Consider the following 24,824-nt stretch of genomic DNA (forward strand, 5'->3'; position numbering starts at 1 on the left):
TTTGGTTTTATTTTTTGGATAAAATTTTTATTATTTTTTGTCTAAATCTCTAAAGTTTCAACTTCCTGAACTTCTCCCGATTTTAAGTCGTTTAAATGTATGTTTCCTATTCTCACACGAACCAATCTTAAAGTTGGAAAACCAACTGCGGAAGTCATTTTGCGCACTTGCCGAAACTTCCCTTCATTTAAAGTAACCGAAAGCCAGCTTGTTGGGCCGTGTCGTTCGTCTCTAATTTTCTTGGAACGTTCTGCGAAATTTGGATTATCAATTTTAAAAGCGTCACATTTTCTTGTGATATATTTTTTTCCGTCGAAGCCGATTTCCACACCTTTTTTTAAACTTTCAATCGCTTCGTCAGTAACAATTCCGTCTACTTGCACATAATATTCCTTGCTTACTTTTTTGCCTCTGACGATTTCGCTCATCATTCCGTCGGTCGTTAAAAGCAACAAACCTTCCGAATCTTCGTCGAGTCTTCCGATGGCCATCGTGCCTTCTGGAAAATTGTGAAGTTCTCCCAAAAGTTTTTTCTTGCGTTTCAATTCATAAATAAATTGGCTCAGATAGCCATAAGGTTTATGAATTAAAAAATGCTGGTGCGACATAAATTGTTTTTTGCAAATTTACTATTATCCTTTTAAAACACGACACAATTTAAAGCAATGTTAAACCAGTAGCATTTAAGTTTTTATAGCTGTAACTTAACAATATCAACTAAAAAATAACCAATTATGTCATCAGAAAAAGATCAAGATTTAAACGACAAAAAGTGGAACGGACAGCAAACGGAAGCAAATAAAGACGTGAACGAAGGATTTAGCGGAAAAAATATTCCGGATGATTATGATCCATCGAAAGGGAAATTGAAGCCAGAAACTGAAAAAGATGAATCTGGAGAAAAGGAAACCGTTAAGCGCGCCCGCGACGTGGACGATTATGACGCTGAAGCAGAAACTTCTGGCGAAGGAATTAAGTCGCAGAAAAACCCAGAAAACCGAGATAAAAACTCAGATTCTGATCCAAATCGATATCCTTCTGGTCATCCTGAAAATGAAAAAGACCGCGGAAATATGGATTTAGATGATGAATAAATAAAAAAAACAGGCTCGATTGAAGCCTGTTTTTTTTTGTTTTTATGTGTAGATTAAAATTAATCTTCCTCTTTGTCAAATTCAATATTTGCATGAATTTTTATTTCATCCCCGACGATTAAGTTTCCTGTTTCTGTTCTATCATTGGTCAAAATTCCGAAATCGTTTCTGTCTATTTTTCCCGAAATCTCAAAACCAGCTTTCATCTTCCCGAAACCATCTTTGGCCTGACCGCCAAATTCTACGTCAAGAATAACTTCTCTAGAAACACCTTTTATCGTCAAATTTCCATACAATTTATAATCGTCTCCTTCTATTTTTTCTAATTTTGAAGAAGTAAAATTAATTTCCGGAAATTGATCGGCATCTAAAAAATCCTTTGACTTGATATGTTCGTCGCGCTCAATATTATTGGTATCAAAACTATAAACATCGATGGACAGCGAGATTTCTGCGGTCTCAAAATTATCTGTGTCGGTCGTCATTTTTCCGTTAAAAATCTTGAAAGCGCCAGAAATTTGAGAGATAAGCAAATGCCTAATCTTAAATTCAATACTGGAGTGATCTGGGTCAATTGACCATTGAGTAGTAAAATTCATAACTTTTTTTGATTGGTTTTCTTCAACTTAAAGTTACACTTTCATAATCTCAAATGGTTAACAATCAGCGTGAATTGTTTGTTAAAGTTTAAACGCGGTTATAATCGCCTTTCCAGTTTTTAATGCTTTTTTTGATTTGAGTTCCCGATAAATTTTCTGAAATAGTTCTTTGAATCAAATCGACAAGTTCTTCATCAGGCGCAAAACGAAGCGCAAATATCTGCGAATCATTCAAGTTGTTTTCTAACAATTCTAATCTTTGACTGGTCAATGTAAAATAACGGTAACGCAGTTCTAATCGCACGATTCTGTTTTGCAAAATCAACGAATAATGCTGGCGTAACATAAATGCAACCCAAATAATCAAAGCGATTAATGTGGCAATAAATATCCAGATTGCTCGCTGATCTTCGCAAGTTGAAGCAAAATAAATACTTATTCCGAGTAAAATTAGCGTGATCGGATAAAACACAAAATGGTGCGGTGGATAAAACCGAATATGATTTTCTAAGTTTTGCTTTTTCATACTGTTTAAGAATTTTATTACCTAAATATATGGAAAAAAGCGCAATTATTAATTTAAAGCGAATATTGACTTTCTACTTTATCAAATTTTTCAAAAACTTTTTCTTCTGAAAGTGATTTTGCCAAATTCATTTTGAATGATTTTTTTCTAAAAAATCCATAAACAATAATTTCGATGTTTTCTGGAGATTCGTTTTCAGAGAAAATAAATTGTCTTTTCTCAGTGCGCTGATTATTTATTTTGTACCAAATCGCATTTCTGAATCGAAAGTTAAGGACATAAAAATTGTTTCCGAGGGAATGTTTGTTTGAATAATCTGAGTAAATCATTTTGATTTTTTTATCAGACCGAAGCATAATTTTAAAAAATCTGACAAAGACTTGAGAGACGAATTCATAGTCAATAGACGAATTGGTCACCTGTTGAGGAGATAATTGTGGTAGCATTTTGGTAGTTTTTTGATAGTTTTTAGCAACGCAATGATAACTAATCTGAATTCTTTTACACAAAATTTCCGATGAACGGCAGAAATAAACTTTGAAATGCTGTTGTAAAAAACTTAAGATTATGGAAAGTGAATATTCTATAAATAAAGTACTACAAGAATTATTTTCTTAAATAATGTGGAGTTTATGCAACGTTGGGAAGTGATAACAAATATTCGAAAATGACTCTCAAATAGCCCTGATGATGGCGAGTATCCTTTTATTTTTTTCTTTAAAAAATAAAAGATACTGCCAATCAGCAGGAATTGCCTTTGCTGAAAATGCCTGACGATTCGCTTCAAAAAAAAACAATCGATTGCTATTTAATTTTTTACTTTTACTAATTGAACTACAAACGAAATCTGATGAACGAAACCGTCTTGACCGCCATAACTTTTTGCATCGCCTTATTTATTGGAATCTTCATTGGAAAATTACTGTTTTCTTCAAAATCTAATTCGGAAAAAGCGGGTTTGGAAGAGCGAATTAACGGACTGATTTATCAGTTGGAACAGTTTAAATTGCAACAACAGCAAGAGCGCTTGTCGTTTGAAAAGCAGTTGCAACAGGTTTCTTCAGACCGCGAAAACATTAGGATTGAAAAGGAATCTTTGGCGATTCAATTGTCGAAAAAAGAAACCGATTTTGAAAATCTTTGGGAGCGAAATAAGGAGCAAAAACAGGAAGTGGAACAGCTTCAGGAGAAATTTACGAAGGAATTTGAGAATTTGGCCAACAAGATTTTAGAGGAAAAATCGAATAAATTTACCGAGCAAAATAAGGAGAATTTGAAAAGTATTCTTTCGCCATTGCAAGACAAAATTCATCTTTTTGAGAAAAAAGTGGAAGACACGCACAAGGAAAGTATTGATTATCACGCTGCGCTTCGTCAGCAAATACTGGGACTTCAGGTGATGAACGAGCAAATGAGCAAGGAGACGATTAACCTGACCAAGGCGCTGAAAGGCGACAGCAAAATGCAGGGAAACTGGGGCGAACTGGTACTGGAGCGCGTTTTAGAAAAATCTGGTTTGGAAAAAGGGCGTGAATATGAAGTGCAACAAAGCTTCACAAATGATGAAGGTTCGCGCGTTTTTCCGGATGTGGTTATCAATCTTCCTGACGGAAAAAAGATGGTTGTGGATTCAAAAGTCTCGCTGGTTTCGTATGAAAGATATGTAAATGAGGAAGATAATCCGTTGCGATTGGTTCATTTAAAAGAGCACGTTAATTCGATAAAAAGGCACGTGGAACAGCTTGGCGACAAGAATTACCATGATTTGTACCAAATTGAAAGTCCGGATTTTGTGTTGTTATTTATTCCAATCGAGCCGGCGTTTGCGATTGCTTTGAACGAAGATGCGTTTTTGTATAATAAAGCGTTTGAGAAAAACATTGTGATTGTAACTCCGTCCACGTTACTGGCGACTTTGCGAACAATTGACAGCATGTGGGCCAATCAAAAACAGCAAGAAAACGCGTATGAGATTGCGCGACAAGCGGGCGCTTTGTATGATAAATTTGAAGGTTTTGTGAATGATTTGGTGAAAATCGGGAAGAAAATGGACGAAGCCAAATCAGAATATGGAAATGCGATGAACAAGCTTTTTGACGGAAAAGGAAATCTGATAAACAGCGTTGAAAAATTGAAAAAAATGGGCGCAAAAGCTAAAAAGGCATTGCCGGAAAATATATTAAAAAGAGCGGATTCTGAAGAATCTGACGATTAAAAAAAACTACAAATGGAAAAGAAATACAAAACGATTAAAAGTTCAAAAGTCACAATTTCAGAATTGATGCTTCCGTCAAATACCAATTTTAGCGGAAAAATTCACGGTGGTTACATCTTGTCATTGATGGACCAGATTGCATTTGCTTGTGCGTCAAAATTTTCGGGTTCTTATTGCGTGACAGCTTCTGTGGACACGGTTGACTTTTTAAATCCGATTGAAATTGGCGAATTGGTGACTATGAAAGCTTCGGTGAATCATGTGGGAAACAGTTCGATGGTGATTGGGATTCGAGTGGTTTCTGAAAATATCCAAACAGGAAAAGTGAAACATTGCAATTCGTCTTATTTTACGATGGTGGCAAAAGATAGCGAAGGAAAAAATGCTATAGTTCCTCGATTAATTCTTACAAATCATGAAGAAGTCAGACGATTTTGTGAAGCTTTACATAGAAAAGAAGCGAAACAGGACAATAAAAACATCAAGAAAACCTTTGACTACACGTCTCCAGAATCGTTGAGAGATATTGAATCTATGGATATAAAAATTGAGCTGTAATTATTTTATTTACAGTCAAGTAACTTTTTCTTCATTTTAATTTTTTGAATTAACTTTTATAATATATTTGCTAAATATTTCCCAATATTTTCAAATATACCTATGAAACAAAACTACTTTTTAAGAAATTACTTATTATTATCTTTATTCTTTATCATTCTCTCTTGCGGAACGGATGATAGCCAATATGTTGCTGTGCCCGAACCAACGTCGCCAGTGACGGTTGATTTGACACAAGTTCCTTATCAAAAACTTTCTGATTATCATTTTTTTGACGGAGAAATAAAAAACCAAAGTCCGTCGCTGAATGTGCTTCCTTATGAACCCGCAAGTTCACTTTTCACAGATTATGCACACAAAAAGAGATTTGTTTGGATGCCAGACGGAACCTCAGCTACTTTTAATGGCGATGAAAAAGTTTTAGAATTGCCAGTTGGCGCAGCGCTAATCAAGACGTTTTATTATACAAATGTTCAGAATACAACTCCTGTTGGTGGCACTAGAATCATTGAAACCAGAATTATGATTCGAAAAGCATCAGGATGGATTTTTGCGAATTATGTTTGGAATACTGAACAAACCGAAGCATTTCTTGATTTAGAAGGAAGTTACACCGACATTTCTTGGAAAGACGAAAACAATGTCATTAAAAGCACAAGCTACAGAATCCCAAACGAAGTTCAGTGCATTGTTTGTCATAAAACGAATCAAGTTGTGAATGGAATTACGACTTCTGTAAACATCCCGATTGGTATCAAACCTCAGAATTTAAATTTCGCAAAAACGTATGGAACTTCAAGCGCCAATCAATTGACAAAATGGATTCAGGAAGGCTATTTGGAAAGCAATTTTAGCTTGCCGACTACCGCAAATACTGTGATCGATTATAATGATGTTTCAAAATCAATTTCACTTCGCGCCAGATCTTATGTGGACATCAATTGTGCACATTGTCACCAAACCAATCAACATTGTGATTACCGCCCGATGCGATTTGCGTTTAATGAAACTGGTGCGCAAAATGGTTTGACAAATATGGGCGTTTGCGTGGAAACACAAGATATGCAAGATTTTGACGAAGCGCTTTCGCAAATCGTAAATCCAGGAAATATCAACCGATCGATGATGCATTTTAGGCTAAATACAACGAACGAAGCTTACAGAATGCCACTTCACGGACGAACAATCATTCACGAAGAAGGCGTGCAACTTGTGGAAGCTTGGATCAACTCGCTTTCTTCTTGCCCATAAACTGATTACAAACAACCAACAAAACTACCAAATATGAAAAAAATTACATTATTATTAATTTTACTGTTAGGCGCAAAATTATCATTTGCCCAAAATTCGTGCGCCGGCGCAACTCCCATCACGGCAGGAACTTATGTTATTGACGCAGTTAATGGAGCGCAGATTACAACATCTTGTTTTGGAACCGGACTTGGAACTGCGGCAGAATGGTATGCCTACACTCCTACTCAAAATTATTCGGTGACGGTGACTACTGATTTGCAAGTTAACATTTGTAAAGACACGCGCCTTCACGTTTACACAGGAACTTGCGGTAACTTAACTTGTTTTGCTGGAGACGATGACAGCGGCGTAATTTCTTGCAATTCAGGAAATACAAATTCTTATTTGTCAACTGTAACTTTCAGCGCTGTGGCCGGAACCACTTATTATATTGCCTTTGACAACAAATATCAATCGACAGGATTTTCATTTCAGTTGATTCAGGGTGCTGTGGTTGTGCCGGTTCCAACGCCAATTTCTTATACAACTCAAACCATTTCCACTGTCAACAGCGCCTACAATTACTGTGTTGTCGATATGAATAATGACAAAAAAGACGATATCGTTGGCGTAAGTCCAAATAATTTGAGAATTCATTTTCAATCTACGCCAGGAAATTTCACGATTTCTGATTTTGCAATTACTGGCGTTAGCAAAATGCCTTATTGGAGTATTGCTGCGGGAGATTGCAACAAAGATGGTTTTAACGATTTGGTTTTAGGGGCAAACGACGGACTTTCTGTCTGGAGGTCAAATAACACCGGAACCGCTTACAGTAATTTCACTCCCGGAAACTATATTTTCTGCCAAAGAACAAATTTTGCCGACTTGAATAATGACGGAAATTTAGATGTTTTTTCTTGTCACGATATCGCTCCAAACGTATATTATTTGAACAACGGCGCGGGAACTTTGACGTATTATCAATCAACAGTTACCCCGGGTGCGATGAGTATCGGAGCAATTGGAGGAAATTATGCAACGCTTTGGACCGATTTTGATAACGACGGAGATTCTGATGTTTTTATCTCAAAATGTTCCGGCCCAGCTTGTGAATTGCATAGAAATGATGGAAACGGAATTTTTACGGATATTTCTGCAGCGGCGCAAATCAACATCACGCCAATTCAAACGTGGTCTTCTGCAATTGCAGATTTTGACAACGACGGCGATATGGATATCATCATTACAGCAAGTTCTGGAACGCACAAATATTTTAGAAATAATTTATCAAACGGAACTTTGGGCGCTTTCACGAATATCACCGCAGGTTCTGGCTGGGACACAAATACTTCAGTAAATATTGACAATGTGGCGTATGATTTTGACAATAACGGCTATGTTGATGTTCTTGGCGGTGGCGGAAAAATTATGTTCAACCAAGGAAACGGAACATTCTCACCGGCAAATTACAGCGGAATCAGTGTTGGTGCGGTTGGAGATTTAAATAACGACGGTTTTCTTGATATTTTAAACGGATCAACTGTTCGCTACGCAGTTCCAAATACTAACAAATGGCTAAAAGTTGCATTAAACGGAATTCAAAGCAATAGCAATGGAATTGGCGCTAGAGTTGAAATTTATGGCACTTGGGGAAAACAAATTCGTGACATCAGAAGTGGCGAAGGTTTTAAATATATGAGTTCTTTAAACGCACATTTTGGCCTTGGCCAAGCGACAGCAATTCAGCAAGTAATTATCAGATGGCCGTCGGGGATCGTTGATACCATTACAAATCCAGCGGTAAATCAAACTTTAAATATTACTGAAGGAGCCACTTTAGGTTTATCAGAAAACAATAGCAATCAATTTGCTTTGTACCCAAATCCTGTGAAAGACTTCATTAATATTCAGTTGAAAGACATACAAGAAATTGCCGATGCAAAAGTTTATGACATCAACGGAAGAATGGTTTCTAATCCAAAAATTTCTGACAATAAATTAAACGTTCAAGAATTGACAACCGGAACTTACATCTTGATTTTACAAGATCTTTCAGGTAACAAATTCTCGCAAAAATTCATCAAGCAATAGTTTCCCCTTTTGTAAATTCAAGTCCCGATTAACCTCGGGACTTTTTTATTTTAAAAATTTCTGTTTCAATTTTTATCTGCCAAAAAACCAAATTCTTATCTTTGAAAATCAATAACTGAACGATGAGAAAAATTCAATTCCTCTTGCTATTATTTACAATTTGCTTCAACGGATATTCCCAAGAAAATACTTTTGAAAGTCCAAATTATAAAACTATTGAAACAAATATAAAAGACAAAAAATCAGAGTTTTATTATCCAAAACTTTTGGCAAAATATGAACTTTCTGATTCAACTATGACTTTGCAACAAAAAAGACATTTGTATTACGGCTACATTTTTCAGCCAAAATACAGTCCGTATAATCCATCAGAAGCTTCTGAAAAACTAAGTGAAGTTGTCAATAAGGAAACACTTTCTCCAGAAGATTTGGCAGAAATTATCAAACTTTCCAATCAAGCTTTGAAGGAAAATCCGCTTGATATTCGCTCTTTAAATTACCGACTGTACAGTTTAGAGCAGCAACAAAAATTTGACGAACTTAAAAAAAACCTCATCAAATTAGAAATTATCGTTGACGCTCTGGTCAGTTCTGGCGACGGAATCAGCAAAGAAACTGCTTTTTATGTCATCGATACTTCCCACGAATATGACTTGCTGGCGATGTTTGGTTTCCGTTTTGGAGGTGAACAAAATCTGATAGAACATTTTGATTATCTGACCGTTGCACAAAATGACGATAATATAAAAGGATTGTATTTTGACGTTTCGCCGTGTTTAGAACATTTGGCTAATCATAAGTAGAAGCTATTTCCAGCTTTTTCTGCAAGCTTTTTAGGTAAAGGTAATTTTTGTAAGCTGAAAAAAGAGCTTCCTCTGGTCGCTTTTTTACAGCACAAAAATAAACCTTTCCCTGAAAAAGACTTTCCGTGTAATCTGGGCTAGTGATGCAGTTTGTCGCAAAAATTGAACATAAAAAAAGCCTCCAAATCGGAGGCTTTATTAGTTATTTCTCAATACTCAATTCTAATAGCTGAATACTATTTACTCAAGTACATTTTTCTTCTTGAATACAACTCATAGAATTGATCGTCTTTTAAATCATCAATAAACAAGATGCTTTCTCCCGTTGATTTCATCTCTGGACCTAAAGCTTTGTTGACACCGGCAAACTTGCTGAAAGAGAAAACTGGTTGTTTGATCGCATAACCTTTCAACTGCGGATTAAAGTTAAAATCAGTCACTTTATTGTGGCCTAACATCACTTTTGTCGCATAATTCACATAAGGTTCGCCATACGCTTTTGCAATAAAAGGAACCGTTCTCGAAGCTCTTGGATTTGCCTCAATAATATAAACCGTGTCGTCTTTAATTGCAAATTGGATGTTGATCAAACCAACAGTTCTCAAAGCCAAAGCGATTTTCTTCGTATGATCTTTAATCTGCTGCATCACAAATTCACCTAAATTAAATGGTGGCAAAGTCGCGTTTGAATCTCCAGAGTGAACGCCACAAGGTTCTATGTGCTCCATGATTCCGATGATGTACACATTTTCACCGTCGCAGATTGCATCAGCTTCCGCTTCAATCGCTCCGTCTAAATAATGATCTAAAAGCAATTTATTTCCAGGAATCGATTTCAATAAATCAATCACGTGCTCCTCCAATTCTTTTTTGTTGATGACAATTTTCATTCCTTGCCCGCCCAAAACATACGAAGGACGAACTAATAACGGAAAATCTAAAGTATCTGCCAAAGCCGAAGCTTCATCAGCACTTTCTGCAATCCCAAATTGTGGAAAAGGAATTTTTAATTCGGTCAACAATTCAGAAAAACGTCCTCTGTCTTCTGCCAAATCCAAAGCATCAAAGCTAGTTCCGATGATTTTGATTCCGTATTTAGACAATTTTTCTGCTAATTTCAAAGCCGTTTGACCTCCCAATTGAACGATTACACCTTCTGGTTTTTCGTGCTGAATAATGTCATAAATATGTTCCCAAAAAACTGGCTCGAAGTACAATTTATCTGCCGTATCAAAATCGGTCGAAACCGTTTCTGGATTACAGTTGATCATAATCGTTTCATAACCACATTCTTTCGCTGCCAAAACTCCGTGAACACAAGAATAATCGAATTCAATTCCCTGCCCAATTCTATTTGGTCCTGAACCCAGAACTACGATTTTCTTTTTGTCTGTTACGATGCTTTCGTTATGCGTATATTTTTTTCCGTCAGCAGTTTCGATTTCTGCTTCAAAAGTAGAATAATAATAAGGCGTTTTTGCCGTAAATTCTGCTGCACAAGTATCCACCAATTTATAAACTCTGTTGATGTTTTTGTCCTCGCGAAGCTTGTGAACTTGGCTTTCAAGACATTTCATCATGTGTGCAATCTGCCTGTCTGCGAAACCTTTTTGTTTTGCTTCAAGCAATAATTCTTTTGGCAAAGTTTCAACCGTGTAGTTTGAAATTTCTTTTTCCAAAGAATATAATTCTTCATATTGTTTCAAAAACCACATATCGATTTTAGTGATTTCGTGGATTCTGCTCAACGGAATTCCCATTTGAATCGCGTCATAAATCACGAAAACTCTGTCCCAACTCGCATAAGTTAGTTTTTCAATAATTTGGTCGTAATTGGTATAACTTTTTCCGTCAGCGCCAAGACCATTTCTCTTAATTTCAAGGGATTGTGTCGCTTTGTGCAAAGCTTCTTGGAATGAACGGCCGATTCCCATAACTTCTCCAACAGATTTCATCTGAAGTCCTAAAGTTCTGTCAGCACCTTCGAATTTGTCAAAGTTCCAACGTGGAATTTTTACGATTACATAATCCAAAGTCGGCTCAAATAAAGCAGAAGTTGATTTTGTAATTTGGTTTTGCAATTCATCTAAGTTATAACCCAAAGCTAATTTTGAAGCGATTTTTGCAATTGGATAACCTGTCGCTTTTGATGCCAAAGCCGAAGAACGAGACACACGAGGATTGATTTCGATCGCCACGATATCTTCTTTTTCATCTGGAGAAACCGCAAACTGAACGTTACATCCACCTGCAAAATTCCCGATACTTCGCATCATTCTGATCGCCATATCACGCATCTTTTGAAAAGTTGCATCTGATAAAGTCATCGCTGGCGCAACCGTGATCGAGTCACCAGTGTGGATTCCCATTGGATCCATATTTTCAATTGAACAGATAATCACGACATTGTCATTTTTATCTCTCAATAATTCTAGTTCGTATTCTTTCCAACCAAGCAAAGCTTTGTCTATCAAAACTTCGTGAATTGGCGACATTTCTAAACCATAAGTCAGCTTGTCGTCGAATTCTTCTTTCGTATGAACAAAAGCCGCTCCGGTTCCACCCAAAGTAAATGACGGACGAATTACCAACGGAAACCCAAATTCTTGTGCAATTTCTTTTCCTTGCAAGAAAGAAGTTGCTGTTTTTGCTGGCGCCGCAGGAATTCCAATTCTTTCCAAAAGCTGTTTGAACTGCTCTCTGTCTTCGGTAATATTAATCGCATTGATATCAACACCGATTAATCGCACTCCAAAATCTTCCCAAATTCCTTTTTCATCTGCTTCCAAACATAAATTTAATGCAGTTTGACCTCCCATTGTTGGCAAAACGGCATCAATTTGTGGATGTTCTTTAAGAATTTCAATGATAGATTTGGTTGTCAAAGGTTTCAAATAGACGTGATCGGCCATTGACGGATCGGTCATAATTGTCGCTGGATTTGAATTGATCAAGATAACTTCAATTCCTTCTTCTCTAATAGAACGCGCAGATTGTGAACCAGCATAGTCAAATTCGCAGGCCTGACCGATAACGATTGGACCTGAACCGATGATTAAAACTGATTTAATTGAATTGTCTTTCGGCATTGTTGTGTGTTGTTGTAGTTAATTTTTGGGTAAATGGTTATGGGTTTTGGGCACAAGGAAATCCTTGATGGTAGTTACAAAATCCTTAACCTCTCGTATTCTTTAATTTTAATAATCTGAATTTCTATTTTTGAACACGGATTTGAGAAATTAGAAAAATTTAAAAAAATCTTTTCTTCAAACTCTTTTTTTGGATTTCAAACTCGGTACTTTCACTAAGAAAAGCCCTTGAACCTGAAACCTATATCCCTGAACCTTCGGTTTTTACCGACAAGGTATAAAAAAAGGCGATACTAAAAAAAAGTAACGCCTTTATGTATGTTTATTCAAACATTATTTTTTGTGTCTTGGTTCAGAAGAAACAGTCAATTTGTGTCTTCCTTTAGCTCTTCTTCTAGCAAGGACTTTTCTTCCATTGGCAGAAGCCATTCTGTCCATAAAACCGTGCTTATTTCTTCTTTTTCTTTTCGATGGTTGAAACGTTCTTTTGCTCATTGCTTTGTATCTTTAAAAATCTTTGTTAAATATCTTTTTATAGGTTCGAAATCAATGCTGTTCCAAAACCGAGTGCAAATATACAAAGACTTTTTTTTCTGGCAAGTGGTTTTTGAAAAATATTTTTAATTCATTTTACTACCTTTGCAAACTTAAACACAAATATTATGTTTCACAGAAATATCAAACTAATTTTAGCCGGACTTATCATCGCCACAGGCATTTGGCAATTTACAGAAAACAATATTGGAAACGGTATCTTCCTTATCTTGTTCTCTTTAATCTTCATTTTGCTTTATTTCAAGAATGAATTTATCCTTTTGGCTTTCCTTAAATTAAGAAAACAAGACTTTGCTGGCGCTCAAAAATGGTTGGCTTACATCAAAAATCCAGAAACGTCTTTGGTCAGAAAACAACAAGGTTACTATAATTACCTTCACGGATTGATGCTTTCGCAGACAAATTTAACGCAAGCGGAGAAATATTTCAAGAAAGCAATCGAACTTGGACTTTCAATGGATATGGATTTGGCCGTTGCTAAATTAAATCTTGCCGGAGTTGCAATGTCTAGAAGAAGAAAAATCGAAGCAACAAATCTTTTGGCGGAAGCTAAAAAATTAGACAAACAAGGAATGCTGAAAGATCAAATCAAGATGATGAAAGATCAGATGAAGAAAATTTAATTTAGACCAGTTAGACTCCTTAGATTGTTAGACTTTTTAGACTATCTAAAAAATATACTTTAAAAAAAACCACTTTTAGATCAAACTAAAAGTGGTTTTTTATTTTTACGAAAGTCTAAGAAGTCTAAAAATCTAACTTTCTAAGAAGTCTGAAATTAATATCCTTCCGTAGGAATTTCAAGAACATATTTCTTTTTAGTTGCATTTGTCAACTTTCTGTCGCGTAACCACGGATTGTGGATTTTCAAAACTTTATAATTGATTCCTTGTGATTTTGCAAAAACAGCCAAGTCTTCAATCGTGCTGTCAATTTCAATTTTTCTAGTTGGAATCAACGGATACAATTCTGTCGGATTTACTGTAAAACCATATTGCACCGGATTTTTCATAATTTCTTTCAAAGCAATAATTCTAAAAACATAACGCGCGGTTTCATCCGTCAAAAGCAAATCATAATAGTTGTTTTCGCCTTGAAAAGTAATTTGTTTGTTCACGCCGCCAAGTCCGCCGTTATAAGAAGCTGCCGCTAAAGTCCAGCTTCCGAATTTTTTGTAGGCACCTAATAAATATTTACAAGCGGCTTCGGTTGACATTTCAAGATGATAACGCTCGTCAACAATATCATTGACTTCCATTCCGTATTCCTTTGCCGTTGCGGGCATAAATTGCCAAAAACCTTTTGCGCCAGCAGAAGAAGTTGCGTTGATCAAAGCGCTTTCGGCCACAGCCAAATATTTAAAATCATCAGGAACTCCGTTTTTCTTTAAAATTGGCTCGATGATAGGAAAAGCTCGGTTGGCTCTTTTTATAATCAACAAAGTTGAGGCATCAAGATTGGCATTTACAAGCAATTCTCTATCAAAACGTTCTTTTACGTCAGCAATATTTAAAGGCGTTTTTTCTCCTGCAAAATTCACCTCCGTTGGAAAATAATGATTTTTTACAATCGAAGTTTTATCTTTTATATTTTCGTTGGAAACTGCGTGAATTAAAATTCCGCTTACCAAAACTACAGAAGCAATCAGGCCTGTTTTCTTAATCAAATTCATATTCTTTTTCTTTTTTGAGTGTATTTTGTAAACCTACAAACTTTTTTTGTTTTCGCTAATCTTTGAAATAACTATTTCAAAAACCAAACCGAAATTATTGTCTGGTAAAAATTATCGAATTAATCAATTTTCTAAAATAATCCTCGGCAAATTTTCATTCAGCCATTTGAATTTGTTGATAATCATAATATGTGTTCCGCCTTTTATCGGAATAAAATTCTTGATGTATTTTGGCGGAAAAACCTCGTCAGCATCGCCGTGGATGTGAATCACTTTTTCGTCTGGTTCTGCCCTATCCCAAAGAATTATTTTCTCCAAAGCCCAATCGAGATATTTTTTATCGCGCATCGACAGAAACTTTTCATACAATTTTAATCGCTGATTCATTTTTCCTTCGCCAAAAGGAAGTTTCGCCAAAAGTTCTACGTTTTGCGCCCATCCGGTCGGGAAAACTTTATATGCTTTTATGGTTTTAGCCAATTTCATTCTCCTCGGAAATTCCGCATTGCTTTTTACGCTAGAAATGATAATTACTTTTTTTGCTTTGACAATTTTGCCCATTTCCTGTACCAAAACACCTCCGAAGGAAACTCCGATCAAAACTGCATTTTCGTGTTTGATATCCAAGGCGATTCGTTCGGCATATTCTTGCAAAGTTTCTTTATCCAAAGGCAAAACCCATTCTAAAAGATGGATTTCAAATTGGTCTTTTGGAAGTTCAATTCGCTCAAAAATTGTTGAACTTGCTGCCATTCCTGGCATAAAATAAACGTGTGTTTTTTCCATCAGAATTGTTTTAACGGTATCATAACAGCAACAAAAGCTTTTTATTACGAAATTTGTATAAAATTATGGTTTTTATCTGAAAACTCACTTCTCATTATTTTAATTAATCAACAAATTATGCAAACGCGACTGTTTCCAAAAAGCGAACGAGGAAAAGCAGATTTTGGTTGGCTTCAGGCCAATTTTTCATTTTCATTTGGCAATTATCAAAACCCAGAAATGGTGCAATTCGGAATGCTTCGTGTTTTAAATGACGACACAATTGCTGGCGGCATGGGCTTTGGAACACATCCTCACGACAATATGGAAATCATCACGATTCCGCTGGAAGGCGGTTTGACGCATCGCGACAGCATAGGAAATCAAGCGACGGTTTCTTTTGGCGAAGTGCAAGTAATGAGCGCCGGAACCGGAGTTGAACATTCTGAAATGAACGCGAGCCAATCGGACAATGCAAAAACGTTGCAACTTTGGATTTTTCCTGAAAAAGAAGACGTAACACCAAGATATGACCAGAAATCTTTTGACCTAAAAAACAATTTGAATTCCTTCGTAAACATAGTTTCTCCTGCAGCTAAAAATGACGGAAATGCGCTTTGGATTCACCAGCAGGCGTTTTTGCATTTGGGTGTTTTTGAAGAAAACCAAACAATAACTTACGATATAAAAATACCTTCAAACGGAATTTATATTTTCTTGATTGAAGGCGAAATCGAAATTGAAAATCAGACGATTAACGAGAGAGATGCTTTTGGAATTATTGATTTTGAGTCTTTTCAAATCAAGACAAAAGCCAAATCAAAAATCCTGACGATTGAAGTTCCGATGCGATATAACTAGAAATTAAACAATTATGGAAATTAAAGACAATACTTTTTCAAGACAATTTGAAACCCAAAGTGAGGATGGAAAATTAATTTCTGTGGAATATTCTTTTCAAGAGCGAAAAATATTCTTGACGAAAGTAAATCTTCCGGAAGCTTTTGATAATGAACAATTTCTGACTGATTTTTTAAAAGAAATCATGGCTATTGCTGTTGAACGAAAACTAAAAGTAGTTCCGACACATCCAAAAATCGCTTCGTTTTTTAGGAAAAATCCGGTTTATAAGGAATTACTTCCACCAGGAATTCGAATATAGTTTAGTCACAAAAAACACATGATTACCTTAAATGTTCTTATATGCCTTATATGGTTGGCTTTACTTTTACCATATAAGGCATATAAGAACATTTAAGTTTTAACTATTGGGAGAATGTTTGGCAAGGATTTTTTATTATTTTTATCAAATGACTGAAGAAATAAATACCAAAATCCTCCACTTCTTCGAAAACATCGAAAAATATTACGGAAGCAAAACCGAAATAACTGAAGGTTTATACAGCCTGACGGAAAGTTTTGACAGCCATTCCACAACTTGGAATTTATCTGAATTTAATTTGATTCGTTCTGGATATCGAAAAACAGGCGAAAGATTAATGCTGGAAGGCGAAAAAATGTATTATGAAATTTCGGCAGCACTGATTGTAAGCTTTGAGCAAAAAGGAAGAAATTCTTTCGAGTTTGTAGAAAAATATGGCGATTCTGTTTTTAGAGTGACTAAGATTAGCTTTCAATATAAATATTAGGTTAGACTTCTTAGATTTTTAGACGAATTAGACTTCTTAAACTTTGTAATTTAGACTATTTAGATTTTTGGACTGGTTAGATTCTAGACTTTGTGTAAAGTATAATTTATATTTACACTTCTTCGTTTTTAGACATTTTAGACCATACGCAAAGTCTAAAAAGTCTAAAAATCTACTTTTCTAACAATCTTAACTAAGCTTCCACATTCAAAAACTCCAATCTTACCGAACCGTCGTCATCAATTTTTGTCAGGTTGATTTCGTGTAAAGTATTCACCAATTCTGGATTCCACGGTGTTTTTACTTTTACATAATTTTCTGTAAAACCGTGAATATAGCCTTCTTTATTTTCTCCCTCAAACAAAACCGTTCTATTTGTCCCGATTTGAGTTTCGTAAAAAGCACGACGTTTTTTCACCGAAAGGCCTCGTAACATCTTGCTTCTTTTCGCTCTGACATTTGCCGGAACCGGATTTGGCATATTCGCCGCTTCGGTATTATCTCTTTCAGAATACGTAAAAACGTGCAGATAAGAAATATCCATTTCGTTCAAGAAATTGTATGTTTCCAAGAAATGTTCGTCGGTTTCACCCGGAAATCCAACGATTACGTCCACGCCAATACAAGCGTGTGGCATCACTTCACGGATTTTATTTACTCTTTCTGTATAAACTTCTCGCAAATAACGACGTTTCATTTTCTTCAAAATATCGTTGCTTCCTGATTGCAACGGAATATGAAAATGAGGCACAAAAGTTCTTGATTTTGAGACAAATTCTATGGTTTCATTACGAAGTAAATTTGGCTCAATCGATGAAATTCTCAAACGTTCAATTCCTTCAATTTTATCTAATTCTTGAACCAATTCATAAAAAGTATGCTCGTGTTTTTTATTCCCGAATTCGCCTTTTCCGTAATCGCCAATGTTGACGCCGGTCAAAACGATTTCTTTTATATTTTGCTGTGAAATTTCCTTTGCATTTGTCAAAACATTTTGCAAAGTATCGCTTCTAGAAATACCTCTGGCCAGTGGAATCGTGCAATACGTACATTTATAATCACAACCGTCTTGTACTTTCAAAAATGCTCTGGTTCTGTCTCCGATGGAATAACTTCCTACGTAAAAATCGGCTTCAGAAATCTCGCAAGAATGCACTTCGCCAAAATCATTTTTGGACAAATCATTGATATAATCGGTAATTTTAAATTTTTCTGTCGCGCCTAAAACCAAGTCAACGCCATCAACTGACGCCAATTCTTCAGGTTTCAATTGTGCATAACAACCCACTGCCGCAACAAAAGCTTTGTCGTTCAATTTCATTGCTTTTTTCACCACTTGCTTGAATTGCTTATCCGCATTTTCTGTAACCGAACACGTGTTGATTACATAAATATCAGCAATATCTTCAAATTCAACGCGGTCAAAACCTTCGTCTTGAAAATTACGAGCAATGGTGGATGTTTCTGAAAAATTCAGTTTGCATCCCAATGTATAAAAAGCGACTTTTTTTCTGTTCTCTGTCATTATAAATCCTCCCGAAAATTGGGAAATTGGTATCTTTAGCTATATTTACATTCTGCAAATAGCCTGCAAATTTACATACAATATTTTTCAAAATGAAATCAATAATTCACTACATATCAATATTTTGCATATCGTTAACTTTATTCTCCTGCGGAAAAGACACTACTAAAAACCGCGACAATCAAGTTTTTCGATTTAATCAAGATGCAAATGTGAGTTCTTTGGATCCTGCTTTTGCGAAATCTCAGGACAATATTTGGATGTGCAATCAGCTATTTAACGGCTTGGTTCAATTGGATGACAGCTTGAACATAAAACCAGATTTGGCTAAATCTTGGACGATTTCTGAAGATGGAAAAACATATACTTTTACTTTAAGAAATGATGTTCGTTTCCATAAAAATAAAGTTTTTAAAGATTCTACACGTGTTGTAATCGCTGGAGATTTTGAATTTAGTTTCAATCGGCTTTTAGATGAAAAAGTAGCGTCGCCTGGTGGATGGATTATGCAGAATGTGGAAAATTTTAAGGCTAAAAACGATACAATTTTTGAGATAAATTTGAAGAAATCTTTTCCTGCTTTTTTAGGATTGCTTTCGATGAAATATGCTTCGGTGGTTCCGAGGGAAGCTTTTGTTTCTGGCTATGATTTTCGAACAAATCCTATTGGAACCGGTCCTTTTCAGTTTAAGCTTTGGGAAGAAAATGTGAAATTGGTCTTGAGAAAAAATCCGTTGTATTTTGAAAAGGATGAAAACGGAAAACAATTGCCTTATTTGGAAGCTGTTGCCGTGACTTTTTTGCCTGATAAACAAAGTGGATTTTTACAATTTGCGCAAGGAAAAATCGATTTTATTTCGGGTTTGCATCCTTCTTATAAAGATGAAATTTTGACGCAAAGCGGTCAATTGCAGGAGAAATATAAAAACGATGTGAATATGATTACAGGTCCGTATTTGAATACCGAATATCTGGGTTTCAGAATGGATGGAAGCGATAAAACGGTTTTGGACAAACGAATTCGTCAGGCTTTAAATTATGGTTTCGACCGGCAAAAATTGGTTACCTATTTAAGAAACGGAATGGGAACTCCGGCGATAAACGGAATAATTCCTGCTGGACTTCCTGGTTTTGACGAGACTAAAATTGGATATAGTTATGATATTCAAAAAGCTCGAAGTTTGGTTGCCGAATATAAAAAGGCGACCGGCGATTTGAACCCAAAAGTGGCTTTGAGCACGAACGCTACTTATCTAGACATTTCAGAATATTTGCAACGCGAGTGGAAGAAAATTGGTGTTGATGTTTCGATTGACGTGAATCCGCCGGCGACTTTGAGACAGGCGATTTCCACGGGGAAAGTCTCGTTTTTTAGAGCGAGCTGGATTGCCGATTATCCTGATGCGGAGAATTATCTTTCATTGTTTTACAGTAAAAACTTTGCTCCGAATGGACCGAATTATACGCATTTTAAAAATGCTGAGTTTGATGAATTATATGAAGATGCTTTTTTGGAAACGGATGATTTGAAACGGTTTGTTTTGTATCAAAAGATGGATCAGCTGGTAATGAAAGAAGCGCCGGTTATCCCTTTGTTTTATGATAAGGTGGCGCGATTTACAAGAAAAAATGTGGTTGGTTTGGGAATAAATCCTTTGAATATGTTGGATTTGAGACGAGTAAGAAAATTGGATAATTAGATAATTTTTGGATTGTGGTGATTGAATATCGGTGACTTTAATTCAAGATTTTTGCTAGGTTTTTTTTAGAACGCGGATGACACGGATTTCGAGGATAAACGCGGATTTTTTAAATGTATTTCAAATTCATTCTTATTGCGTAAAGTTTATCGATAACGATTGGTCCAGAAGACAACAAAAATTCGGAAAGTTTCTCAAATAGCCCCGATTGCAGGGGAAATCCTTTTCATTTTTTCTTTAAAAATGAAAAAATTGCACCGGAAAGCGGGAATTGCCTTTCCTGAAAATGCCTTTTGTTTCGCTTCATAAAAAAAACCTTAGAAATTAAATCTATCTTAAATGAATTGCTTCTGGAAATATGATTTTGTAAATTCGGGTAAACAACTTGATTTATGAAAACAATCTTACTTTCGGCATTTATATTTCTTTTTGGGATTGGTGCCAACGCTCAAGAAACTCCGATAAAAAATACTGAATTGCCTGCTGAATCGATGGCTTTTATCAAGAAATATTTCGGCAAAAACACGATTCATCACGCGATTAAGGATCAGGACAAGTCGAAAATTACGTATGAGGTGATGCTGGATAATATGACGGAACTGGAATTTACCGAAAAAGGAACTTGGAAAGAAGTGGACGGAAAAGACAAGGCGATTCCTACAGGTTATATCTTAAAACCGATTTTAGACTACGTAAAAAAGAATTATCCAAAAGCTTCGATTACGCATATTGACAAGGGTTTGAACGACATCGATATTGATATGGATAACGGAATTGAACTTGAATTTGACTTAAAAGGAAAGTTTTTGAGAATTGACAAATGAAATTTCTACCTAATATGTAAAGTCCCGAGGCAAAGTTGTTTTGGGACTTTTATTTTGGGAAAAAATTCCTAATTGTTTCCAAAATTGGGCTTTAATTTGGTCCTCAAATCCTACTTTTGGATTGCAAAATTTGCGCTTATGAAAATTTTAATCATCGAAGACGAAGCCGGACTGCGGGAAGTGATTCAGCAATCGCTGGAAAAAGAAAAGTATATTGTGGAAACGGCTCATGATTTTATTTCGGGTTTAGATAAACTTGGGAGTTATGATTATGACTGCGTTTTGATCGATATTATGTTGCCCAACGGAAGCGGTCTTGACTTGCTTGCAGAAATAAAAAAACAGCGAAAACAGGAAGCTGTGATTATAATTTCGGCGAAAGATGCGGTGGATGACAAAGTAAAGGGTTTGGATTTAGGCGCGGACGATTATTTGAGTAAACCATTTCATTTGGCCGAATTACACGCCAGAATAAAATCGGCGATTCGAAGAAAAAGTCACAATGGCGATACTTTAATTACGTTTAAAAACCTGACTTTATCGCCTGAACAACGAACTGTTTCTGTGGAAAATAACGACTTGGTTTTGAATCGAAAAGAGTTTGATTTGCTGTATTATTTTGTCATCAATCCGAATCGTTTGATTAACAAAACCGCGCTTGCAGAATATGTTTGGGGCGATCACACCGACCAGGCTGACAACCTGGATTTTGTATATTCGCAGATAAAAAATCTTCGTAAAAAACTAAAAGATGCCGATGCCGATGTTGACCTCCAGGCGGTTTATGGAATTGGGTATAAAATGAGCTGATGAAATTACAAAACTACACGCTTCGCTATCTGGCAATCACGCTTTTGGCCGTCATCCCAATTTGGGCTGGGCTTTTTTATGTGCTGATTTTAGACGAAGTGTATGATAATATTGATGATGATTTGAAAAACTCGAAAATCATCATTATTCGTCAGGCTTTTGCGGATGAAAAACTGCTGAATACGCCCGAATTTGGGATTAATAAATTCACCATAAAACCCTTGCCGAAAGGCAATTATTCGTTAAAAGACAAGTTTAAAAATTCGAAAGAATTTATGGAATATGACGATGATGATGAACCAATCAGAACATTAACAACCGTTTTTAACGACAAAAAAGGAAACTCTTTTGAACTGAACATTAAAGCTTCGGTTGTGGAAGAAGATGAACTTTTAGAAGATTTGTTTTTGGCCTTAATCGGTTTGTATATTATGCTTGTCGTGAGTATTTTGGTTGTAAATCATTTTCTTTTAAAACGAATTTGGAAATCATTTTATGGGATTTTGGGCAACCTGAAAAACTTTAGATTAGGAACCGGAATTCGCTTTGAGGAAGTTAAAACTCCGATAGATGAATTTAAAATTTTATCGAACGAAGTGGAAGAAATGTTGCACCGAAATGAAGTAATTTATTCAAGTCAGAAACAATTTATTGAAAATGCTTCGCATGAACTTCAGACACCATTAGCAATCAGTATCAACAAGTTAGAACTTTTTGCAGAAAACAATATTCTTCCGGAAGAACAAATGATGGAAATTGGGAAAATCACGGATACTTTAAATCGTTTGGTTCGAATGAACAAATCACTTTTAATGCTTTCGAAGATTGAAAACCAGCAATTTGGTGATGAAGAAGTTGTAAATTTCAATGAACTTATTATTCAATTGACCGAAGATTTTTCTGATTTAGCCGAATTCAAACAAGTGAAAATTTCCATTGTAGAAAATGCTATTTTGAAGTTTAAAATGAACCGAGGTTTGGCCGGAGCTTTGATCAACAATCTCTTGAAAAATGCTTTGGTTCACAATCATCCCGAAGGTTTTGTAGCATTTTCTATCGATGAAAACAGTTTTTCAATTACCAATAGTGGTGTCAATTCTCCGTTGAATTCTGAGGCCATTTTCAACAGATTTTATAGACATACGACTACAAATGAATCGACTGGTTTGGGCTTGGCAATTGTAAAGTCGATTATCAACTCCTACTCTATCTCGATTTCTTATTCGTTTAAAAGCAATCACACTTTTAAAATCACTTTCCCGAAAAAATAATTTGATTTTTCTTTTTTATTCCTAATTGTTTCCAAAATCGTATTCGACCTTTGAGTATAATTTAAAAACAAATACTATGAAAACGCACATAACTTTAGGCTTGAGCCTTGTTGCCGGATTATTTTTCAGCTTTTCGGCCAACGCACAGAAAACGACAATTACAATGGCAGAACTTCCTGCGAAAGCGCAGACTTTTTTGAAGAAACATTTTGGAACTGAAAATCCTACCTATATTATTAAGGATAAGGAAACTTTTTCGACAGATTACAAGGTGCAATTTGCCAATAAAATTGAAGTAGAATTTGACGGAAACGGCGATTGGGAAGAGATTGACGGACATCACACCGCAATTCCGGTAGCGGTAATTCCTGTAAATATCGCTTCTTATGTGAAAACGAATTTCAAAGATTCACAAGTAACAAGCTTGGACAAAGGCCGTTGGGGTTATGAAATAAACTTAAGCAACGGACTTGAATTGGAATTTGATTCTAACGGAAAATTTATCAGAATTGACGATTAGCCAAAAAATAGAATCCAAAAAAAAACCGCAATTTCAGCAATCGCGGTTTTTTTATTTTATTCTTTTCTCCACTTTTTAGTTTCCTCAAAAACGTGCTCTAAAATCGAAGCGTCTTGTTCGCTGAATTCGATATTTCTTCTGGCCATCACGATTTTTGCGGTATCAAAAGCTTTTTTAGTAATGTAAGTTGTGAAACCTGAAGCACCGCCCCAAGAGAAACTTGGAACAAAATTTCTTGGAAAACCGCTTCCAAAGATATTTGTGCTCACTCCCACGACGGTTCCGGTGTTGAACATCGTGTTGATACCACATTTGCTGTGATCGCCCATCATCAAACCGCAGAATTGTAGTCCGGTTTTTGCAAAGTTTTCGGTTTCATAACTCCACAATTTCACTTCTTCGTAATTGTTTTTTAGGTTGGAATTGTTGCTGTCGGCTCCAATATTACACCATTCTCCCAAAACAGAATTTCCTAAAAATCCGTCGTGACCTTTGTTTGAATAGCCAAAAAGAACCGAATTGCTGACTTCTCCTCCAATCACAGAATGTGGACCTACAGTCGTTGCGCCATACACTTTTGAAGCCAATTTCACTCTTCCAGATTCGCACAAGGCAAAAGGCCCGCGAATAACAGAACCTTCCATTATCTCAGCATTCTTTCCGATATAAATTGGTCCGGTTGACGCGTTTAAAGTTACAAATTCCAGCTTTGCTCCTTCTTCGATAAAAATATTTTCGGGAGAAATTACGTTGACGCTTTTCGGAATGGGCTGTGAAACTCGGTCTTCCGTCAAAAGCTCAAAATCCTCACGAATTGCTATATCATTCTTTTGGAAAATATCCCAAGTATGTTCGATTTTTAAACAATCTTCATTGTATTCTAAAATTTCATAACTGTCAAAATCAACTTCTTCTTGAGATTCTTCGGCGAAAAAAGCGATAACTTCTTCTCCTTTAAATATAGCTTGATTTTTTTCTAGCGATTTCACCATTTCTGCCAAAACATCATTTGGCAAAAATGAAGCATTTATCATCACGTTTTCCTCCATTTCCACCATTGGAAATTTTTCAGAAAGATATTCTTCGGTAACCGTTGTGGTCGTGTAACCCAAATATTTTTCCCACTTTTCTCGAATGGTCAAAATTCCAACGCGGATTTCTGCGACAGGTCGTGTAAAGGTAAATGGCAGTAAAGAATTTCTAACGGTTCCGTCAAAAAGGATATAGTTCATTTTGTTTTTGTTTCAGTTTGAAGTTCAAAGTTACAAAGAAATCATTGCGATGAAATTATTTGAACAAAAAAAAGCTTCTCGATGGAGAAG

Annotated in this window: 25 protein-coding genes; 15 read left to right on the forward strand and 10 right to left on the reverse strand. The window is 35.8% G+C overall.

What is annotated here, in order from left to right; all coding sequences use genetic code 11:
- Positions 1 to 41: 41 nt before the first annotated feature.
- On the reverse strand, positions 42 to 608 hold the full coding sequence (locus ACFPVY_RS08070; protein WP_379791457.1) for a pseudouridine synthase: 567 nt from the start codon (positions 606 to 608) through the stop codon (positions 42 to 44).
- 126 nt (positions 609 to 734) lie between these two features.
- Here ACFPVY_RS08070 and ACFPVY_RS08075 point away from each other — a divergent pair, with 126 nt between their 5' ends.
- Positions 735 to 1,094 (forward strand): hypothetical protein, encoded by a 360-nt coding sequence (locus tag ACFPVY_RS08075; protein ID WP_379791458.1) that lies wholly within the window; start codon positions 735 to 737, stop codon positions 1,092 to 1,094.
- A 59-nt stretch (positions 1,095 to 1,153) separates the two neighbouring features.
- On the opposite strand, the gene ACFPVY_RS08080 is transcribed toward ACFPVY_RS08075, so the two are convergent.
- The 3 genes from ACFPVY_RS08080 to ACFPVY_RS08090 all read right to left on the reverse strand — a co-directional run bounded on the left by ACFPVY_RS08080 (position 1,154) and on the right by ACFPVY_RS08090 (position 2,665).
- Entirely contained in the window at positions 1,154 to 1,693 is a 540-nt protein-coding gene (locus tag ACFPVY_RS08080) for a YceI family protein (RefSeq protein WP_379791459.1), read from the reverse strand.
- A gap of 88 nt (positions 1,694 to 1,781) precedes the next feature.
- Entirely contained in the window at positions 1,782 to 2,219 is a 438-nt protein-coding gene (locus ACFPVY_RS08085; protein WP_379791460.1) for a DUF6526 family protein, read from the reverse strand.
- A gap of 53 nt (positions 2,220 to 2,272) precedes the next feature.
- Positions 2,273 to 2,665, reverse strand: a complete 393-nt coding sequence (locus ACFPVY_RS08090; RefSeq protein ID WP_379791461.1) for a hypothetical protein — start codon at positions 2,663 to 2,665, stop codon at positions 2,273 to 2,275.
- Between the two features lie 404 nt (positions 2,666 to 3,069).
- Here ACFPVY_RS08090 and ACFPVY_RS08095 point away from each other — a divergent pair, with 404 nt between their 5' ends.
- The 5 genes from ACFPVY_RS08095 to ACFPVY_RS08115 all read left to right on the forward strand — a co-directional run bounded on the left by ACFPVY_RS08095 (position 3,070) and on the right by ACFPVY_RS08115 (position 9,122).
- Complete coding sequence (locus ACFPVY_RS08095) at positions 3,070 to 4,434, forward strand: DNA recombination protein RmuC (protein WP_379791462.1); 1,365 nt, start codon at positions 3,070 to 3,072, stop codon at positions 4,432 to 4,434.
- Positions 4,435 to 4,446: 12 nt separating this feature from the next.
- On the forward strand, positions 4,447 to 4,992 hold the full coding sequence (locus ACFPVY_RS08100) for an acyl-CoA thioesterase (protein WP_379791463.1): 546 nt from the start codon (positions 4,447 to 4,449) through the stop codon (positions 4,990 to 4,992).
- A gap of 102 nt (positions 4,993 to 5,094) precedes the next feature.
- Complete coding sequence (locus ACFPVY_RS08105; protein WP_379791464.1) at positions 5,095 to 6,243, forward strand: hypothetical protein; 1,149 nt, start codon at positions 5,095 to 5,097, stop codon at positions 6,241 to 6,243.
- A 33-nt stretch (positions 6,244 to 6,276) separates the two neighbouring features.
- Positions 6,277 to 8,319, forward strand: coding sequence for an FG-GAP-like repeat-containing protein (locus tag ACFPVY_RS08110; RefSeq protein ID WP_379791465.1), 2,043 nt, complete (start codon positions 6,277 to 6,279; stop codon positions 8,317 to 8,319).
- Positions 8,320 to 8,441: 122 nt separating this feature from the next.
- Positions 8,442 to 9,122: a DUF4919 domain-containing protein gene (locus ACFPVY_RS08115; protein ID WP_379791466.1), complete on the forward strand. Its 681-nt coding sequence runs from the start codon at positions 8,442 to 8,444 to the stop codon at positions 9,120 to 9,122.
- Between the two features lie 236 nt (positions 9,123 to 9,358).
- On the opposite strand, the gene carB is transcribed toward ACFPVY_RS08115, so the two are convergent.
- The gene (carB, locus tag ACFPVY_RS08120) at positions 9,359 to 12,211 is read right to left on the reverse strand and encodes a carbamoyl-phosphate synthase large subunit (RefSeq protein ID WP_379791467.1); all 2,853 of its coding nucleotides are present in this window, start codon (positions 12,209 to 12,211) and stop codon (positions 9,359 to 9,361) included.
- A 333-nt stretch (positions 12,212 to 12,544) separates the two neighbouring features.
- Positions 12,545 to 12,706 (reverse strand): 50S ribosomal protein L34, encoded by a 162-nt coding sequence (gene rpmH, locus ACFPVY_RS08125; RefSeq protein ID WP_008464848.1) that lies wholly within the window; start codon positions 12,704 to 12,706, stop codon positions 12,545 to 12,547.
- Positions 12,707 to 12,873: 167 nt separating this feature from the next.
- Here rpmH and ACFPVY_RS08130 point away from each other — a divergent pair, with 167 nt between their 5' ends.
- Positions 12,874 to 13,389 (forward strand): DUF2892 domain-containing protein, encoded by a 516-nt coding sequence (locus ACFPVY_RS08130; protein ID WP_379791468.1) that lies wholly within the window; start codon positions 12,874 to 12,876, stop codon positions 13,387 to 13,389.
- A 155-nt stretch (positions 13,390 to 13,544) separates the two neighbouring features.
- On the opposite strand, the gene ACFPVY_RS08135 is transcribed toward ACFPVY_RS08130, so the two are convergent.
- Together ACFPVY_RS08135 and ACFPVY_RS08140 are read right to left on the reverse strand one after the other, a co-directional pair.
- Entirely contained in the window at positions 13,545 to 14,438 is an 894-nt protein-coding gene (locus tag ACFPVY_RS08135) for a lytic transglycosylase domain-containing protein (RefSeq protein WP_379791469.1), read from the reverse strand.
- 123 nt (positions 14,439 to 14,561) lie between these two features.
- A complete protein-coding gene (locus ACFPVY_RS08140; protein WP_379791470.1) occupies positions 14,562 to 15,224 on the reverse strand; it encodes an alpha/beta hydrolase family protein in 663 nt (220 codons plus the stop codon).
- A gap of 117 nt (positions 15,225 to 15,341) precedes the next feature.
- Between ACFPVY_RS08140 and ACFPVY_RS08145 the strand changes: the two genes are divergently transcribed.
- The 3 genes from ACFPVY_RS08145 (at position 15,342) to ACFPVY_RS08155 (ending at position 16,852) form a co-directional block, all read left to right on the forward strand.
- Positions 15,342 to 16,064, forward strand: coding sequence for a pirin family protein (locus tag ACFPVY_RS08145; RefSeq protein WP_379791471.1), 723 nt, complete (start codon positions 15,342 to 15,344; stop codon positions 16,062 to 16,064).
- A gap of 13 nt (positions 16,065 to 16,077) precedes the next feature.
- Complete coding sequence (locus tag ACFPVY_RS08150) at positions 16,078 to 16,365, forward strand: GNAT family N-acetyltransferase (RefSeq protein ID WP_379791472.1); 288 nt, start codon at positions 16,078 to 16,080, stop codon at positions 16,363 to 16,365.
- A 148-nt stretch (positions 16,366 to 16,513) separates the two neighbouring features.
- Positions 16,514 to 16,852: a hypothetical protein gene (locus tag ACFPVY_RS08155; RefSeq protein WP_379791473.1), complete on the forward strand. Its 339-nt coding sequence runs from the start codon at positions 16,514 to 16,516 to the stop codon at positions 16,850 to 16,852.
- Positions 16,853 to 17,045: 193 nt separating this feature from the next.
- Here the strand turns inward: ACFPVY_RS08155 and mtaB are convergent, their stop codons facing one another.
- Positions 17,046 to 18,377: a tRNA (N(6)-L-threonylcarbamoyladenosine(37)-C(2))-methylthiotransferase MtaB gene (mtaB, locus tag ACFPVY_RS08160; protein WP_379791474.1), complete on the reverse strand. Its 1,332-nt coding sequence runs from the start codon at positions 18,375 to 18,377 to the stop codon at positions 17,046 to 17,048.
- 92 nt (positions 18,378 to 18,469) lie between these two features.
- On the opposite strand from mtaB, the gene ACFPVY_RS08165 reads away from it, so the two are divergent.
- The 5 genes from ACFPVY_RS08165 (at position 18,470) to ACFPVY_RS08185 (ending at position 23,502) form a co-directional block, all read left to right on the forward strand.
- On the forward strand, positions 18,470 to 20,077 hold the full coding sequence (locus tag ACFPVY_RS08165; RefSeq protein WP_379791475.1) for an ABC transporter substrate-binding protein: 1,608 nt from the start codon (positions 18,470 to 18,472) through the stop codon (positions 20,075 to 20,077).
- 392 nt (positions 20,078 to 20,469) lie between these two features.
- Positions 20,470 to 20,901, forward strand: a complete 432-nt coding sequence (locus ACFPVY_RS08170) for a PepSY-like domain-containing protein (protein WP_379791476.1) — start codon at positions 20,470 to 20,472, stop codon at positions 20,899 to 20,901.
- A 138-nt stretch (positions 20,902 to 21,039) separates the two neighbouring features.
- A complete protein-coding gene (locus ACFPVY_RS08175) occupies positions 21,040 to 21,711 on the forward strand; it encodes a response regulator transcription factor (protein WP_379791477.1) in 672 nt (223 codons plus the stop codon).
- Entirely contained in the window at positions 21,711 to 22,982 is a 1,272-nt protein-coding gene (locus ACFPVY_RS08180) for a sensor histidine kinase (RefSeq protein ID WP_379791478.1), read from the forward strand. Before ACFPVY_RS08175 ends, ACFPVY_RS08180 begins: the two co-directional genes overlap by 1 nt.
- Positions 22,983 to 23,058: 76 nt before the next feature.
- Positions 23,059 to 23,502 carry a PepSY-like domain-containing protein gene (locus ACFPVY_RS08185; protein ID WP_379791479.1) on the forward strand — a complete coding sequence of 148 codons (444 nt, stop codon included), beginning with the start codon at positions 23,059 to 23,061 and terminating at the stop codon, positions 23,500 to 23,502.
- A 56-nt stretch (positions 23,503 to 23,558) separates the two neighbouring features.
- Here ACFPVY_RS08185 and ACFPVY_RS08190 read toward each other — a convergent pair whose 3' ends face one another.
- Complete coding sequence (locus ACFPVY_RS08190; protein WP_379791480.1) at positions 23,559 to 24,734, reverse strand: GlmU family protein; 1,176 nt, start codon at positions 24,732 to 24,734, stop codon at positions 23,559 to 23,561.
- Positions 24,735 to 24,824: the final 90 nt, after the last annotated feature.

This window comes from Flavobacterium qiangtangense (genome assembly GCF_042658345.1).
Classification (GTDB): Bacteria; Bacteroidota; Bacteroidia; order Flavobacteriales; family Flavobacteriaceae; genus Flavobacterium; species Flavobacterium qiangtangense.